The organism is Saccharicrinis fermentans DSM 9555 = JCM 21142 (assembly GCF_000517085.1).
Lineage (GTDB): Bacteria > Bacteroidota > Bacteroidia > Bacteroidales > Marinilabiliaceae > Saccharicrinis > Saccharicrinis fermentans.
This window is the reverse complement of sequence record NZ_KI912107.1, coordinates 745,199-762,207: the sequence shown is the minus strand read 5'-3', so window position 1 is coordinate 762,207 and position 17,009 is coordinate 745,199. Positions and strand designations below refer to the sequence as shown.

16 protein-coding genes are annotated in these 17,009 nt (G+C 36.8%); 8 read left to right on the top strand and 8 right to left on the bottom strand.

Going from position 1 to position 17,009, the window contains the following annotated elements; translation table 11 throughout:
* Positions 1 to 76 precede the first annotated feature (76 nt).
* The gene (gene purB, locus CYTFE_RS0103310; RefSeq protein ID WP_027470649.1) at positions 77 to 1,423 is read right to left on the bottom strand and encodes an adenylosuccinate lyase; all 1,347 of its coding nucleotides are present in this window, start codon (positions 1,421 to 1,423) and stop codon (positions 77 to 79) included.
* Positions 1,424 to 1,783: 360 nt separating this feature from the next.
* Between purB and CYTFE_RS0103305 the strand changes: the two genes are divergently transcribed.
* From CYTFE_RS0103305 to CYTFE_RS0103285, 5 genes are all read left to right on the top strand, one after another.
* Complete coding sequence (locus CYTFE_RS0103305; RefSeq protein ID WP_044214294.1) at positions 1,784 to 2,575, top strand: EI24 domain-containing protein; 792 nt, start codon at positions 1,784 to 1,786, stop codon at positions 2,573 to 2,575.
* Between the two features lie 248 nt (positions 2,576 to 2,823).
* Entirely contained in the window at positions 2,824 to 4,131 is a 1,308-nt protein-coding gene (locus CYTFE_RS0103300) for an IS701 family transposase (RefSeq protein ID WP_027470370.1), read from the top strand.
* A gap of 45 nt (positions 4,132 to 4,176) precedes the next feature.
* The gene (locus CYTFE_RS0103295) at positions 4,177 to 5,571 is read left to right on the top strand and encodes an NfeD family protein (RefSeq protein WP_027470647.1); all 1,395 of its coding nucleotides are present in this window, start codon (positions 4,177 to 4,179) and stop codon (positions 5,569 to 5,571) included.
* Between the two features lie 149 nt (positions 5,572 to 5,720).
* Complete coding sequence (locus CYTFE_RS0103290) at positions 5,721 to 5,930, top strand: hypothetical protein (RefSeq protein WP_027470646.1); 210 nt, start codon at positions 5,721 to 5,723, stop codon at positions 5,928 to 5,930.
* A gap of 371 nt (positions 5,931 to 6,301) precedes the next feature.
* Positions 6,302 to 6,529: a hypothetical protein gene (locus tag CYTFE_RS0103285; protein ID WP_027470645.1), complete on the top strand. Its 228-nt coding sequence runs from the start codon at positions 6,302 to 6,304 to the stop codon at positions 6,527 to 6,529.
* A 138-nt stretch (positions 6,530 to 6,667) separates the two neighbouring features.
* Here the strand turns inward: CYTFE_RS0103285 and CYTFE_RS0103280 are convergent, their stop codons facing one another.
* The 4 genes from CYTFE_RS0103280 to CYTFE_RS0103265 all read right to left on the bottom strand — a co-directional run bounded on the left by CYTFE_RS0103280 (position 6,668) and on the right by CYTFE_RS0103265 (position 10,665).
* Positions 6,668 to 7,234, bottom strand: coding sequence for a DNA-3-methyladenine glycosylase I (locus tag CYTFE_RS0103280; protein WP_027470644.1), 567 nt, complete (start codon positions 7,232 to 7,234; stop codon positions 6,668 to 6,670).
* Positions 7,235 to 7,317: 83 nt separating this feature from the next.
* Entirely contained in the window at positions 7,318 to 7,932 is a 615-nt protein-coding gene (locus CYTFE_RS0103275) for a fumarylacetoacetate hydrolase family protein (RefSeq protein WP_027470643.1), read from the bottom strand.
* On the bottom strand, positions 7,932 to 8,699 hold the full coding sequence (locus CYTFE_RS0103270) for a 3'-5' exonuclease (protein ID WP_027470642.1): 768 nt from the start codon (positions 8,697 to 8,699) through the stop codon (positions 7,932 to 7,934). The genes CYTFE_RS0103275 and CYTFE_RS0103270 overlap by 1 nt, the downstream gene beginning before the upstream one ends.
* 304 nt (positions 8,700 to 9,003) lie before the next feature.
* Entirely contained in the window at positions 9,004 to 10,665 is a 1,662-nt protein-coding gene (locus tag CYTFE_RS0103265) for an alpha-amylase family glycosyl hydrolase (RefSeq protein ID WP_027470641.1), read from the bottom strand.
* 274 nt (positions 10,666 to 10,939) lie between these two features.
* Between CYTFE_RS0103265 and CYTFE_RS0103260 the strand changes: the two genes are divergently transcribed.
* Positions 10,940 to 11,326, top strand: coding sequence for a BlaI/MecI/CopY family transcriptional regulator (locus tag CYTFE_RS0103260; RefSeq protein WP_044213732.1), 387 nt, complete (start codon positions 10,940 to 10,942; stop codon positions 11,324 to 11,326).
* A gap of 48 nt (positions 11,327 to 11,374) precedes the next feature.
* A complete protein-coding gene (locus CYTFE_RS0103255) occupies positions 11,375 to 13,219 on the top strand; it encodes a M56 family metallopeptidase (protein WP_081735899.1) in 1,845 nt (614 codons plus the stop codon).
* Between the two features lie 146 nt (positions 13,220 to 13,365).
* Here CYTFE_RS0103255 and CYTFE_RS0103250 read toward each other — a convergent pair whose 3' ends face one another.
* Together CYTFE_RS0103250 and CYTFE_RS24765 are read right to left on the bottom strand one after the other, a co-directional pair.
* Positions 13,366 to 13,749: a DUF423 domain-containing protein gene (locus tag CYTFE_RS0103250; protein ID WP_027470638.1), complete on the bottom strand. Its 384-nt coding sequence runs from the start codon at positions 13,747 to 13,749 to the stop codon at positions 13,366 to 13,368.
* 6 nt (positions 13,750 to 13,755) lie between these two features.
* Positions 13,756 to 13,974, bottom strand: a complete 219-nt coding sequence (locus CYTFE_RS24765) for a putative signal transducing protein (protein WP_044213729.1) — start codon at positions 13,972 to 13,974, stop codon at positions 13,756 to 13,758.
* Between the two features lie 509 nt (positions 13,975 to 14,483).
* On the opposite strand from CYTFE_RS24765, the gene CYTFE_RS0103240 reads away from it, so the two are divergent.
* On the top strand, positions 14,484 to 16,178 hold the full coding sequence (locus tag CYTFE_RS0103240) for an RluA family pseudouridine synthase (RefSeq protein WP_044213728.1): 1,695 nt from the start codon (positions 14,484 to 14,486) through the stop codon (positions 16,176 to 16,178).
* Positions 16,179 to 16,275: 97 nt separating this feature from the next.
* Here the strand turns inward: CYTFE_RS0103240 and CYTFE_RS0103235 are convergent, their stop codons facing one another.
* Entirely contained in the window at positions 16,276 to 17,007 is a 732-nt protein-coding gene (locus CYTFE_RS0103235; protein WP_027470636.1) for a lysophospholipid acyltransferase family protein, read from the bottom strand.
* Positions 17,008 to 17,009: the final 2 nt, after the last annotated feature.

Here is a 17,009-nt window from a genome sequence, read left to right as displayed (position 1 = left end):
AATTTGTACATTAAAAAAGTCAGCTGCTAAAGTAACTTTAACGTAGCTGACTTCAAAAAATATTGTGTACTCGTGCTTACATTCCTGTGTAAGATTGAGGTGTGATAGCTCTAAGTTCTTCCTTGATTTCATCCGAAACATCGAGGGTTGTTATAAACTCTGCAATGGTTTTTGCATTGATTCCTTCGTTGGTACGCGTCAATGCCTTTAATGCCTCATAAGGATTAGGGTAGGCCTCCCGTCGCAAGATAGTCTGAATAGCTTCAGCCACCACTGCCCAATTTTTTTCCAGATCATTGGCAATGGCATCTTTGTTGAGCAATAACTTACCCAACCCTTTTTGCAAGGACTTAATGGCAATAACAGTATGAGCAATAGGCACCCCTACGTTTCGCAACACTGTAGAATCAGTCAGATCGCGCTGCAAACGGCTCACAGGTAACTTAGCCGCCAAATGTTCATAAACAGAATTGGCAATACCCAAATTACCTTCAGCATTTTCAAAATCAATAGGATTAACCTTATGTGGCATAGCACTTGAGCCCACCTCTCCTTTTTTGATTTTTTGTTTAAAATATTCCATCATAATGTAGGTCCAAAAATCTCTGGAAAGATCTATCATTATGGTATTAATACGTTTCAAGTTATCAAATATAGCAGCCAGATTATCGTAGTTAGATATTTGGGTAGTATACTGCTCTCTGTCTAATTTTAAAATATCATTTACAAAATGATTTCCAAAATCAATCCAATTAATATTTGGATAGGCCACTTTATGTGCATTAAAATTTCCTGTTGCTCCACCAAACTTAGCCGAACAAGGAATACCTTTTAACAAAGATAATTGCTTTTGTAAACGCTGTACAAACACCATCATCTCCTTTCCAAGACGAGTAGGTGAAGCAGGCTGTCCATGAGTCTTGGCCAACATCGGAATCTCTTTCCAGTCCTCGGCCAATTCAGCCAATTGATCGATTAACTCTTCCAACAAAGGATAATAATAATCATTTACAGCATCTCTTAAAGAATAAGGAATAGCTGTATTATTAATGTCCTGCGAGGTTAAACCAAAATGAATAAACTCTTTGTACTGCTCCAGCTTAAGCACATCAAACTTTTCCTTGATAAAGTACTCTACAGCTTTAACGTCATGGTTGGTAACACATTCTATTTCTTTAATTCGCTCCGCATCCTCCAATTGAAATTCCTTATAAATATTTCGTAAATTCTCATATAGGCTTTTATCAAAATCAGCCAACTGCGGTAGTGGTTGTTCGCACAGTGCAATGAAATATTCTATTTCAACCAGCACTCTATACCTAATTAATGCATATTCTGAGAAATATAGTGCTAAACCATCAACTTTACTTCTATATCTTCCGTCGACAGGAGAAATTGCCGTTAATAACTGTATGTCCATCATCAATATTTATAATTTTAAGCTGCAAAATTAGCAAAATTTGTCGAAAGGAAAATTAGAACTTTTTCATATGTTTATAATTTGTTTCTTAATGGTCATATGGAACTCGCCGTGATAATCATTCACCTGTGTGTGAATCCATTCCCATGGCTCGTTTCATATGATGAAAAGATAGCAAAACTTCACTAAGTTCTGCAAATTTTATCATCTACCGGTGCATCCCATTATATACACTGGTCATGCCCGTTATCAGTTATACCAACAGACCATTAAAATTACTTATTTGAAGCAAATATCTTTATGACGAAGCATTTTGTTAGATCATATTCTTTGATAATTTTGTAAAAAACAAAAAATAATATAATGACTTTTAAAAAAGGATTCACACTAGGGATAAAGAGTTACTCAAGGGCATTCGTATTCATTAGAAAGCACCGATTAACATGGTACCTGCTGTTTCCTCTATTGTTAAACATTCTATTACTGGTTATTGGATATACCTCAACCGTAAACCTAAGCACCAGGTGGTTCGTTTATGTAACCGATTGGATAAACATGGACAGCTGGGAATTTTGGGGATCTGGTTTCTTAAGTTCAGTGGTAGAGTTCTTCATGTTTATCATGGTTCGCATCATGTTCTTTCTAATGTTTGCCTACATTGGAGGCTATTTAGTCATTATCTTATTATCTCCAGTATACGCGTTTCTTTCCGAAAAAGTAGAAAGCATTTTAACCGGAGAAGATTTCCCCTTTGAGTTTCAGCAGTTTTTAAAAGACATATGGCGAGGTATTAGATTGGCACTACGCAACTTAGCTATTGAGTTAATTTTGACCGTAGTGTTATTCGTTCTTAGTTTCGTTCCCGTGGTAGGTTTCTTTACAGGGATTACTTTGTTTTTTGTTTCCGCCTATTTTTATGGGTTCTCTTTTATCGACTATTCCTTAGAACGCAAAAAAATGAATATCACAGAAAGCGTATCCTTCGTAAAAACCAATAAAGGATTGGCCTTGGGCAACGGCACTATTTTCTCGCTGGCTCTACTTATTCCGTTTCTTGGCGTTCTCATTTCAAGTTTTGTATCTATTATCAGTGTAACAGCCGCCACCATAGCAACTACAGAGGCAATGATAAGAGAAGATTTAAAGGCATCTTAAATAAAAAGCGATGATTATTCTTACATTGTTGTTAAAATAATTACTTTTAATTCTACTTTAACAGATTAAAATGATCACTGAAAAAACGATAATTTAGTATTGTTTTTCTTTCGTAATAAACAGTAAATTAGTATATTGCAATTGAAACAAAGAACAAAACTCAAGTTTGCAATGGGTAACGGGCGAAAAACTTAAAAAAATATACGAATAATGGTAAAACACTGCTAGCGGTCAACAACCGACTTGAAGTGTATTTATCTGAATTTCAGCACCATTTTAAAAATAGAACAAAATCCAACTTCGACAAAGCTACTCAATACGTCGAAGGTCTAGCTTTAAGCGATTTGAAAAACATCGAACGCATCACTGAGACATTAAACGCAGACTACCATAAGATGCAGCATTTTATCACCGAATCCAATTGGGATGCAAGAGCTGTCATCGACCAAATAGCAAATCAGGTAGACCAATCACTCCCAAACCAAAAATTAAAAGGATTACTCATAGACGAAAGCGGATGGGTGAAAAAAGGTGACAAAAGCATTGGTGTTGATCACCAGTATTGCGGGAACGTTGGGAAGACTGCAAACTCGCAGGTTGCAGTTTTTGGTTGCTTGTGCACGGACAAATATGCAGCGTTGGTCGACACGAGACTGTACCTTCCAAGGTCATGGTGTACTAACAACGCCAGGTGTGAAACTGCTGGCATCCCCAAAGAGGACAGGGTTTTCAAGACAAAACCGGAGCTGGCTACAGATATTGTGAAGCACCAACTGGAAATGGGTATCGAGTTCGATTACGTTGGGGGGGATGGACTTTATGGCAATGACCTTGCGTTTACCCGTTCGGTTGAGGATATGGGTTTGGTGTACATGCTTGACATTCATAGCGATCAAAAAATCCACCTTGAAAAACCAGAACTACATATTCCAGAGCGAAAGAGCAATCGTGGGCGCCCACCCAAAAGGCCGAAGGCAAGCACCCCATCGGTAAACGCTAACGAATATATAGAAACGCTTACAAACAAGGACTGGAAAAAGCTTGACATTCGTGATTCTGCCAAGGGAAAGCTGAAGGGATTGTTCCATTTTAAGACAGTTTACATTTGGGATAAGGTTCAGAACATTGTTGAGAAACGGTTGCTGGTCATTTCGAAAAGAAAGACAAAGCAGGGAGTAGAAATAAAATATTCGTTCACTAACGCAGAACTTGCTCAATACACGCATCAGGCGCTGGCATACATGCAGGCACAACGCTTTTTCATTGAGCATAGCTTCAAAGAGCAAAAACAGATAGTAGGCTTGGATCAGTTCCAAACCCGCAAATGGCTGTCATGGCATCACCAAGTAGCCCTCAACTTAATGGTGGGCAGCTTTATGCTGAAAGAAAAACTATTGAATCAAGACGAAGTCCCATTGTTGTCGGCAAGAGACATTATGGATTTTATGGTATACAAATTTTATCGTGAAATGACCGATGAACGGATGCTGGAAAAACTGCAGCAGCGACATGAAAAGCGACAGCGTGACATAGACCTCTGTTATTCAAAGCAATAAATCTGTTAAAGTAGAATTAATTGAATAAACTAAATTGAATTTTAGATGAAACAACTTATCTCTATTATAGTATTATTTCTCATCGTAACCACCTCTTTTGCACAAAAGGATACCCTCCAGGATCAAGCTATTGTGTACAAGTTCGATATCAAGCGAGAAATTGGCAGCACCTCCTGGATATATACCCAATTTGCCTTTGAAGAAGCCAATAAAGTAAATGCAGATGTCATCCTTCTTCATCTGAACACCTATGGTGGACAAGTCGTATTTGCCGATTCCATTCGAACAAAAATATTAAACAGTAAAATTCCTGTTCATGTTTTTATAGATAACAATGCTGCTTCTGCAGGAGCGCTCATTTCAATAGCATGCGATAGTATTTACATGCGTCCCGGTGCCAATATAGGAGCTGCTACTGTGGTCAATCAGTCAGGAGAAAAAATGCCCGACAAATACCAAAGCTACATGCGATCTACCATTCGTGCCACCGCCGAGGCACACGGCAAAGACACTATTATTAACGGTACAGACACTGCCTATGTTTGGAAGAGAGATCCTCATATTGCCGAAGCTATGGTAGACGAAAGCATCTACATTGAGGGAATTATAGATACCGGAAAAATACTCACTTTCACCACGCTAGAAGCCATAGAAAATGGTTTTTGCGAAGGAAAAGCAGAAAGTATCAATGAAGTCATTGAAAAACTTGGATATCGCGAATATCAAATTATTACATACAAGCCCACCTTTTATGATGGACTGAAAGGATTTTTAACCAACCCTATCCTTCATGGCATATTAATATTGGTCATTATTGGAGGCTTATATTTTGAGCTACAATCTCCTGGCATAGGCTTTCCTTTGCTCGCTTCGGCCATTGCAGCCATTCTTTATTTTGCCCCATTATATATAGACGGACTGGCAGCCAATTGGGAAATTATATTATTTGTGATCGGGATCGTTCTTATTGCATTGGAAATATTTGTGATACCCGGTTTTGGAATTGCTGGTATTTCTGGAATAATACTGGTCTTTACGGGACTTACCTTAAGCTTGGTAGACAATGTGGTATTTGATTTTTCCAATGTACCTACCAATGAATTATTTATGTCGCTCATCATCGTGTCGGCTGGAACATTCTTAGCCTTTATTGTAGCCATCCCCTTAAGCCAAAAACTCTTTACAAGCGGGCCTTTAGCAAAGGTAGCCTTACTAATTTCACAGGATATGGATTTAGGTTATATAGGAGTAGATACAGAACCCAAACACCTGATTGGTGCCGTTGGTCTTGCCCAAACGACCTTACGTCCTTCGGGCAAAGTACTGATAAATGATGAGACATATGATGCTGTGGCAGAAATAGGTATGGTAGACAAAGGGGAAAAAATCAAAGTAATAAGATATGCATCAGGCCAATTATACGTTGTTAAAAACCGATAAATCCATATTACAATATTGAAAAAAAACATGAAAAAAAATCTTTAAAAACAGAACTTTTTAACGTAGATTCGAGTAAAAATAATACAAGCTAACTAATTTTAAATTTGTAATACCAACATATACCATATCAAATATTAGGAGGATTGATTATGAAATCGAGAAAAGTAGAAACCAGAAAATCAAAAGTTTCTTCACATGAAGATTTTGAAGAAAAAAAAGGGAATCGTCCAAATCCTGTTAACAGAAACAAGACTACTAAAATACAAGAAGAGTTAGCCGATGACTTCGGTGAAATCCTAGGAGAAGGATTTCATGGTTTTGACGATGATTATTACTTTGATGAAGAAGATTTGTATTAGACACATCATGGCGTCAAAAAAAACAGAAGATTAACCGCCGGTATTAACTATTGAAATGGAGAATTCTACATTCTTAAAATTCATGTACCGGAGGATGATAACATTCGTCTCTCAAGGACTCATTTCTAATTCAAGTCCTTTCTGTTTCTTTGTTCGTCTATACGAACATTGGAACAATATATTCAATACGCTTAATATTCCATATTATTCACATTCAAATATTTTCAACATAGGAAATACCCCTATTGGCTCAACATATCATGTTGAGCTGCTTACTTTAAATAATATTTTACAATTGTTTTTTTATAAACCGGCTGCACCCGGCCCCAATATACAATGGGTGAATAGTGAAATTTAGTAGCTTAAACATTATGAAATCAAAACAGAATTTTAGTAAGAAGAGCAATAAGCGCTCAGCTTATCATGAATTTGATGACAGAAAAGGTTTAAAACCGGTTAAATCTAAATCTGGGAAAGTAAGTAAAAAAATCTCCATATATGATGCTATGGATGATGATTTTGACAATCTTGATTTTGACAATTCAGATTTTTATATAGATCAAGATTATGTATTGGAAGATGATGACGATGAATACTAAAAGGAGCAAGTATGTGTTCCTATTAAATTCATCGCTTATACGCAATTTGTCAACAAGCTCTACACAGAGCTTGTTGTAACATAATTTTTAGGATAAGCTCTACCTCCAAACATACACTAAACAAGAACTCTCATAAACTTAAACACCTACTTCATGGTATCTAAAACATGAGGTAATATGATCATTGACAGCCCCAATAGCCTGAAGATAAGCATAACAGATTGTTGTACCCACAAACTTAAACCCATCCTTTTTTAACTGCTTACTCATTTTATCTGACACGGGTGATGTGGGAGGAATATCATCTTCGGTAGACCAAGCATTTTTTATCACTTTAAAATCTGTAAATTGCCAAATATATTTATCAAAAGAGCCATATTTCTTTTTAATATGCAAGTAAGTTTCAGCATTATGCACTGTTGCGTTAATTTTTAACCGATTCCGAATAATATGAGCATTATTGAGAAGCTCAAAAATTTTCTCCTCATTGTAATTGACTATTTTAGCAGCATCAAAATCATCAAATGCCAAGCGGAATGCTTCCCGTTTATTCAGTATGGTTGACCAACTCAAACCTGCCTGAAATGATTCCAAAACAAGAAATTCGAATAATTTATCATCATCATGCAAAGGCATCCCCCATTCCTTATCATGGTATGATCTATACAAATCAGAACCTTCACACCAGCTGCATCTCTTTTTCATTACTATTTTATTAACGTAAAATCATTTCGAATATAATTGCACCTACACGGAAAACACTACGGCAACAAACAAAAGCGCAACAACTATTTAATCAAAAAATCCATCATCTTCTCATTTTCGAGAAACACTTCAAAACGATCTCCAATATTTACCTTTCCAACACCTGCCGGAGTACCAGTATAAATCAAGTCTCCAATTTTAAGAGTAAAAAATTTAGATACATAAGCAATAATATCATCCACCTTAAACAACATATCACCCGTATATCCTTTTTGCCGTTCTTCACCATTAATCAATAAGGAAAAATTCAGATTTTGAACATCCTTAAAGCGATGTTTCGATATAAAGTTTTTAGAGATACCTGCCGAATGATCAAAAGCCTTGGCACGCTCCCACGGTAGTCCTTTGCTTTTTAATTTACTTTGCAAATCGCGTGCAGTAAAATCAATCCCCATACCAATCTCCTCATAATATCTATGTGCAAACTGAGGCGCAATACTCTTTCCCAGTCGATTGATCTTAACTACCATCTCAGTTTCGTAATGAAACTCTTCAGCAAAGTCGGGTACAAAAAAAGGATCATTATTTCGCAACAAAGCGGTATCCGGCTTTAAAAATATGACAGGTTCTTCAGGGACTTCATTCCCCAGTTCCTTGGCGTGGTTCACATAATTACGTCCAATACAAATTATCTTCATTACTTATTAAATGCCCTTAGTTTAATATTTGTAATTACCTTTTTGGTGTACAATGGAAAATCACCTTGCATAATCCAACCATAATAACCCGGATCAGAATCTAAAACGTCCTTCACTTTTCTGCCCTTATGTTTTCCAAAGTTAATACACTCATCTCCATCTTCATCAAACACCAAACGCCCTGCAAAATCGGCATGTTTATTATACGAAGAAAACTCGGCTAAATAATCGATGTCATTTTTTAAATCGGGGTACTTATCCAATTGAGCCTTTAATACTTCATAAGTAGCTCTTGTATCAGCCTCTGCACTATGGGCATCTTTCAAATCTTTTTCGCAATAAAACTTATAAGCCGCCTCGAGAGTCCGTTTTTCCTTTTTATGAAAAATAGTCTGCACATCCACAAACTTTCTCTTTTTCATTTCTATATCAACACCGGCACGTATAAATTCCTCTGCTAACAAGGGAATATCAAATTTATTGGAATTATATCCTCCCAAGTCACAGCCTTCGATAAACTTAGCCACTTTTCTGGCTACTTCTTTAAATGTTGGACTATCCTTTACATCCTCGTCATAGAAACCATGTATTTCGGATGTTTTTTTAGGGATATGCATTTCAGGATTTATCACATACCGTTGTGTTTCTTCAGAACCATCCAAATTAATTTTAATGGCGGCAAATTCAACAATTCTATCTGTTGCAACATTTATTCCGGTAGTTTCAAGATCTAGGAATACGATGGGATTCTTTAAATTAAGCTTCATTTTATTAATAAAAAATAACTACTAAGTATTAAGCAACACACTAATAAAAACATTCCTTACCCAATACCAGCAATAAATATATAAATTTTACAATTATCGAAAACATGAATATCTGCAAGTAAGCACTACAATCATTTATTATTTATGATTGGTCACAAAAATAAGGTAAATGTAGATGAATACAACTTTTACCCAAACATTTATACATAAAACTGGCAGAATAAAACTACCATACTGAAACACAACAAAAAACAAGGGGCTTCTCCTAAAAAAGAAAAGCCCCTTGTTAACTTACGAAGTACTTTTACAAAGACAACAACAACAAATCGAATGGAGAATCAATGATTACTTTACCTTCTTTAACTTTCGCTTTTACACCCGAATAGTAATCTGTTATCACTGTGCCATTTTCAAAAACATCTCCCACAGGAATCTCTTTTTTTCCCGGAGTCAAATCAAGACCAACCACCACCTTATTCACATAGTCTCCTTTGGTATATTCTCTTTTAAAAACGTATGGCTCTGCACTTATTTGCGTATGCACACCGGCTCCAATAGATGGATTAGCAGCCCTAAATCTACCCAGCTTCTGATAATGACTTAACAAGTCCTGTGTTGCCACCTCATTTACAACTGTATTGGCCGCTATGTCATCCCAGTTCATAAAAGAGCGTAAAGTAGCATCACCCATCGTTCCTTTCACGATGAGAGGGCGGTTCGTTTCATCACCATAATATATTTGCGCAGCACCTGGACTTAACAATAAACAATTAGCCCCTTTATAGGCCATCTTCCGTTCTCTGTCAAAGGAGTGACTATCGTCATGAGAAGCCAAATAATGCAATAACGACTTACCCTTCAACTCATTATTTAATATTCTAGAGTATTTAGAAAACACAAATTCATAATCCTTTCGGGCATCGCCTTTAAATTCAAAATTAATCAATGCATCCATCCCATTGGCGAAGTAATCCACTTGAACCCCACCATTATCAAACATCCGCCCACTCGAAGCACCATAGTTATACACCTCTCCAACGGTATAAAACTCATTGTCATCCAATACCTTATCAGGATTAGCTGCTTTCCAGTCTGAAAAAGCACGTTTAGCCACTTCATATAACTCGGCCCAAATGGATTCCTCAGTATGTTTTGCGGTATCAATTCTAAAGCCATCCACACCATATTTTCGCACAAAATCCGTCAACCACTTCATAATATAAAAACGCGGTGCTCTAGGATAACCTGTTTCTGCAAAAAAGGCATTTAATTCCTCCATTTCTTCTTCCAGACGTCCTTCCTTAGTCCACTTCTCTATTAACATATCCGGCAGATTCACCTCTTGGTTGCTCTCCGTTTTAATATCAGGTAAATTTTTCACCAGCGTACAGTGAACTGTAGACTCATAGGACTCGTAACTACAAGTCGGCTTAGTTCGAACCCACTGATCACCATACAAAGGGTCTTTATCTGTAACCGGCCCTGTATGATTAACCACCACATCCATCACTATCCTTATGCCACGCTTATGGGCTTCATCTACTAATTCTGCAAACTCTTGTTCTGTACCCCAATTAGGATCAATACGGGTCCAGTCCTTCGCCCAATAACCATGATAGCCATAAGTATTACCTGTACCTTCGTCAACACTGCCATGTATTTGTTCGGCAATGGGTGAAAACCAAAGAGCATTCACTCCCAGATCATTGAAATAGCCCGCTTTTATTTTTTGAATAATGCCTCTAAAATCACCGCCCATAAAACCACGTAAAAGACCGGTCTTTTTATCCCTCTCAAAATGAATATCATTGGACCTATCTCCATTGTTAAAGCGGTCAGTTAATAAAAAGTATACATTGGCATTCTCCCATACAAACGGAGCTTCCACTTGTTCTGCCTGTTCCTTTTGTGAACAGGCAATCATTGATAGAACACTCAGTACTATCAGTATATTTCTTGTAATCATGGATGATAATTTTGGTTTATTTACTCAAAGATAATAATATCCCACTCCCTCCAAAACCACTACACATCTACCATACATGCACTTATAACGAGATCCTCATATTTCAACCGTTTGCGATAAACAGTATTTTTTTTAAAAAAAATCACGAATCACGTGCGATGTTCAAATACATCCGTCATCTATCCGTCCAAAATGAATTAATCACCCGACAATTTGGAATTACGACAATTGTCGTATATATTTGTACGACAATTGTCGTAATAAATAATACAAGATGGAAAAAATAGCACCTACCACAGCAGAGCTGGAAGTTTTAAATATTTTATGGAAAAAAGAACCCCTAACCGTAAAACAAATACACGACGCTATTTGCAAAACAAAAGCAGTTGGCTACACCACTACTTTAAAAATTATGCAGAAGATGACTACCAAAGGATTATTAAGAAGAGAACCTAATGGTAAAAGTCATTTATATTACAGCAATTACGAAAAAGAAGAAACCAGAGGGCGGTTGTTGGATCGCTTTATCGACTCAGCATTTGGTGGATCTGCCAGTTCATTAGTGATGCAGTTACTAGGCAATAAAAAAACGTCGAAACAAGAAATGGAAGAGATTATGCAAATCATAGAACATATGGAAAACGAAACCCCCTCAAAATAAAACCAGGATCACATTCCAAAAATAAATGACCACTTAATCTGATTTATCATGTATTCAATGCAAAGCATATTTTCACCAGTTATCACGGAAGCGCTTGGATGGACGATTATTCATGCCCTTTGGCAAGGAATTATAATTTTATCAGCACTACTAATTCTATTGTCCATATTAAATCGTCGAAGTGCACAAGTAAGGTATTTCATATCCTTCACTGCACTAGTGACCCTATTAGGCTGGTCAATTTCGACTTTTGCAAATGCATACAGCTATGCACTGGAAAAACAGGAGATAAAAAGTGAGCTACTGCATAATCCTGCTTATTTTAAAAACATAACCCAATCCATTGATGAAAAAGCAACCATACCTATTAGTTCTTCAAACTACACTATAAAAATTGTAAAAATAAGAGCATGGTTTCAACGTAGTTTCCCCATCTTTTTGACCATATGGTTAATTGGTATCGGACTATTCACAGCGAGATTACTTGGAGGACTAGCCTATAATCGCAGATTAAGATCACTGCAACTACTTCCCTTTGAAGAAAAATGGATGGAAAAATTAAAAATCCTGGCCAAAACATTACACATCACAAGAGAGGTAAAAGCATATAAATCACCACACACTACTTCTCCTCTAACTCTCGGCATTTTAAAACCCATTATTTTATTTCCCATTAAATCTTTTTCTGGCTTAAGCGAAAAAGAAATAGAAGCAATCATCGCACACGAACTGGCTCATATAGTCCGTAATGACTATCTATTTAACATTATTCAAACAGTCATAGAAATACTATTTTTTTACCACCCGGCCATTTGGGTTATTTCCAAACACATAAGAACAGAAAGAGAGCATACTTGCGATGATATTGCCATAGACATTACTGGCGATGAAGTCACCTATGCCAAGGCACTCGCTCACGCTCATATATTTAGTTATCAACAAGATAATCTTTCCATGGCTTTCAGCAAAAAGAAAGGAAGTCTATTAGAAAGAATTAAACGAATTCAAAAACAAAGAGTCATGAAAACAAACTTTTCCGAAGGTCTTATTGCCGTCTGTATCATCATAAGCAGTATCTTTCTTGTATCCTTCTCTGTGGGGAATTCATTCAGCGCTCCCCTATATTCACCAGATTCAAATAGCAAAGACTCTATCCAAGCACTTGCTCCACCCCCACCTCTTGCTCCTGCAAGAGCAAAAGCAGTGCAAGACAGCATCATGGAAGAACTGGAGAAAAATATGGCATTGGCCAAAGAAAAGGAAGAGCTCTCACAAGAAATGGAACAAGCCATGGAGATCGCACTCTCAGAAAATGATCAATCGCTTTCCAGTAAAATCATGGAAGAAATAAATTTGGCTTTACAAGATATTAATTTTGAAGAAATAAAAGCCGAAATGAATGATGCACAACTAGAAATAGATCAGGCCATCCATGAAATTAAGACTGACTCCATCCAGGAGGAAATCCGAGCCGCACTAAAAGAAGCCAAGAAAGAAATCAAACAAGCAGCAAAAGAAAACAAAAAGAACATAAAAGACGCAAAAGATAGAGAAAATATTGAAGCCATCACTCAGCTATCGTTGGAGGCAGCCGAATCAGGATTAGATATTGCAAATCAAATACTTAAAAACATAGACATTGATGCCATTGTTGAAACATCATTAGAAGCAGCCAATATTGCCATTGAACTGGCGGGCGACCACATCGAAAATATCAACATAGACTCATTGATACAAACTGAATATCGACAATCCTTAGATACGATAGGAATATACAACGAGAAGGAAATACTTGAACAAGAAAAAGAAACTGCAGAACTCAAAAAAGAAATGAAAGCTTTAAAAGAAGAAATGAAGAAACTAAAAGAAGAACTAAAGCAAGAACGAAAATAAGCTCAAATAGAGTCGCTAAAATACAACCATTTAAATTCTCTGTGAGCAAGGCCTCGAAAGAACTTATTCACAGAGACTTTTTTTCTCACTTACGAAACAATCCATAAAACTACCTTACCAAACAATAGTTTTAAGTCTTTTCTACATTAAAATTCATTATAAATATTCACCAACAAAAACACCCACCCCAGAATAAGCAACAAACCGCCCAACGGAGTAACAGGCCCCAACCAACTCAATGAAATATTCCAGGTCTTTGCAAAAGCCAACAAATATATACTCACCGAAAATAAGAAGGTACCCAAAATAAAAAACCAAGCCATGCTATTTTCTACTTTTGTAGAAAAAGAAAAATAGAAACCAATCAACAACAACACCAAAGCGTGATACATTTGGTACTTAACGCCTGTTTCAAAACTTTGCAAGGTTTCTACACTCCATATCTTTTTTAGAGCATGTGCACCAAAGGCTCCGAATACAACAGATAATAAGCCATAAGATGCACCCACCAATAAAACAATTTTCTTCATAACCATTTATTCATTAGACTCTTTATAGGCATTTATAATTGTTTCAGCCTTATCAAAATCACTCTCATCAACAAATAAATCGGCATTACCGGGCAAACCAGAGCCAAACCCGGCACTCGCAGCTTCTTCAAATTCATTCTTAACCAAACACGTAATGTCGGCTTCCTCCAAAAGGGCCTTATAAATTTCTATATCCACCCTATGTCCATATATAATTCTTTTCATATGATTATAATTTGTTTTTCAATTACCATATGGAACTCGCCGGAATAATCATTCTTCTGTGTGAGAGATTACTCTCATGGCTCATTTCATATGTATAAATTTATCTTTCAACGCTTATCCGGAACTCACCGAATAGGCCATTCTAACTAAAAAAAACGTATTGACGACTCGTTTCTCTTCCGCTTCGCAATACACCAATAAAGATACCCTTTTTCTAATATTTTTAATAATATATACTAATTATTCGAGACATACAAAAATATCAAACGCTCGTTTCGTACCAATACACAGTCTGCAAAAGCAACTATTTGACAAACACTCATGGGAAGCATTCATTCAAACAAATAGCAGACAGGACTAACAATGGCATCTTTCAAAGAGCTAACCAATTAAAACATTATTACGCAACGCCATATTGGCTTCTCTTCTTGCAAAATACACTTTAATACCTTAAGTAGACGTTTTTACCATATTCCTTTGTATTTTTGCCATTATTTTATCTGTAAGCAATGCAAAAAGAGCACGCCATTAATAGTTATTTCATCCACTTTAATCAGGACATAAGTCACATTTCATTACCCGACAAATTCACATATCCATTTTATTATGAGCCCCACCCATTGTGCATCGAAGCAGCCAAACAACTACAACAACACCTGCTCACACAAAATAATTGGCACCATGATTTTGGCATAGATCACCCCGTAACAGGAACCAACATTGGAAAAATGTTTGGCGTACTGGTAGTTCAAAAAAATAATGGTCAATTGGGGTTCTTATGTGCTTTCAGTGGCAAACTGGCCAACTCCAACGACCTCCCTGGCTTTGTGCCACCCATTTACGACCTACTAAACAAAGATGGCTTCTTTAAAAAAGAAGAAGAGCAAATAAGCCATATTAATCATACCATTCAGGCCCTTGAAAACGATCACAACTATCTCAAATGTAAAACAACACTCCAAGAAGAAGCTGATCAGTCTGAACAAGAATTAAAAGCCTTCAGACAATGGATGAAAAAAGCCAAAGACGCACGCAAAGAACGCCGAAACCAAGAGAAAGAAAAGCTTGATCAAAGCAATTACGAGCAACTAAAAGAAACCCTTAAACAGGAGAGCCTTCAACAACAATATGATTACAAACAACTAAAAAAACACTGGCAAAAAAAGCACATTGAAAATGAGGAACAGCTAAAATCTTTCACCCTCAAAATTAATTCACTAAAAGAAGAAAGAAAAAAACGATCGGCTGCCTTACAGCAAAAACTCTTTGATCAATACCAATTTTTAAATAAAGATGGCGAAACCAAAGGGCTTAGTGAAATATTTGCAAACACTTCACAAAAGGTTCCTCCGGCAGGTGCTGGCGACTGTGCCGCTCCAAAATTATTTCAATTTGCCTTTGCACATCAGCTAAAACCCATTGCTATGGCAGAATTTTGGTGGGGACAAAGTCCTAAATCGGAAATTAGAAAACACAAAAACTTTTACCCCTCCTGCAAAGGCAAATGCGAACCCATATTGACCCATATGCTAAAGGGAATTAAAATGGATGATAATCCGATACAATCCCCCAAAATGCAAACTGAAGAACTGAATATTGTTTACGAAGATGATGATATATTGGTGATCAATAAGCCACCCGAATTTTTATCGGTACCGGGTAAAAATACAGAAGATTCCGTCGCTAGCAGGGTACGTCAGAAATACCCTGAAGCCACAGGACCACTTCTTGTACACCGTTTAGACATGTCTACCTCAGGACTAATTTTGGCATGCAAGAATAAGGAAGCCCATAAAATACTCCAAAAACAATTTGAAGAAAGAACCATCCAAAAAAGATATGTGGCACTACTTGATGGCATAGTTGAAAGTGATGAAGGTTTTATAGAATTACCGTTGCGTGTTGATTTATATGACCGTCCTCGCCAACTGGTATGTTATGAATACGGGAAAGCGGCCCGAACAAAGTTTAAAGTAATAGAGCGAAAAGATGGGAAAACACGCGTACACTTCTTCCCTATTACAGGCAGAACACACCAACTTAGGGTTCATGCGGCTCATCACCTAGGTTTAAACCACCCCATTGTTGGAGATGATTTATATGGCATTAAAAGTAATCGATTATATCTACATGCTGAATATCTCGAATTTAGACACCCTGTCAGTCATGAAAAAATAAAAATAAAGGCCCAAGCAAATTTTTAACATCAATGAAAACAATGAACTACCTGACCATTCAGTTATTACTATCTCCTTTGCTATGAATATCCATTCCATCACAGCTACCTCTTGAAACAAAAAATCAATTATACTCTTTGATAGGAGCTATCAAAGCCTCTTTCGTGTCTGCCATTAGGCCATGAATATCACCCTTATATTTTGAAGTATCTATGCAAGGATTAATTGTAAGATGTACTTTTCCGGGATGTACATTAAAAATCCCTCCACCATATACTTTATGCGTATCTTTGATGGTAACCGGGAGGATGGGCAGTTCTAATTCCTCAGCCATTTTAAAGGCACCACTTTTAAAGCGCCGAACAGTATTACTTCCGCTACGTGTTCCTTCAGGAAAAATAACAACAGAAGTACCATTAACTAGTTTCTCCTTGGCTTCATTGATAGAATCAAAAGCAGCTTTGGGCGAAGACCTATCTATAAAAATATGACCTACTTTAGCACTGGCAGGACCAATAAAGAAAGCGTGCCTCAATTCCTTTTTCATTATCCATCGAAAGTCAATTCCTAGAAATCCATATAAGGCAAAGATATCATAGGCACTTTGATGATTAGCCACAATCACATAAGATCGCCCTTTCTTAATATTCTCCTTCCCTGATACTTTAACACGCATCGGCGTAAAAAAAGCAACTGTTTTAGCCCACATCACTCCGCTCATACTACCTGCTGCAGGCGACACCAGTACAGCAAACAATGCTGCTCCCAACGAAAAAACGATACTGGCTATTGCAAAGACTGGAATAAAAATAATCCATTTATAAATTTGGTAAATAATTTTTCCAACAACTTTCATAC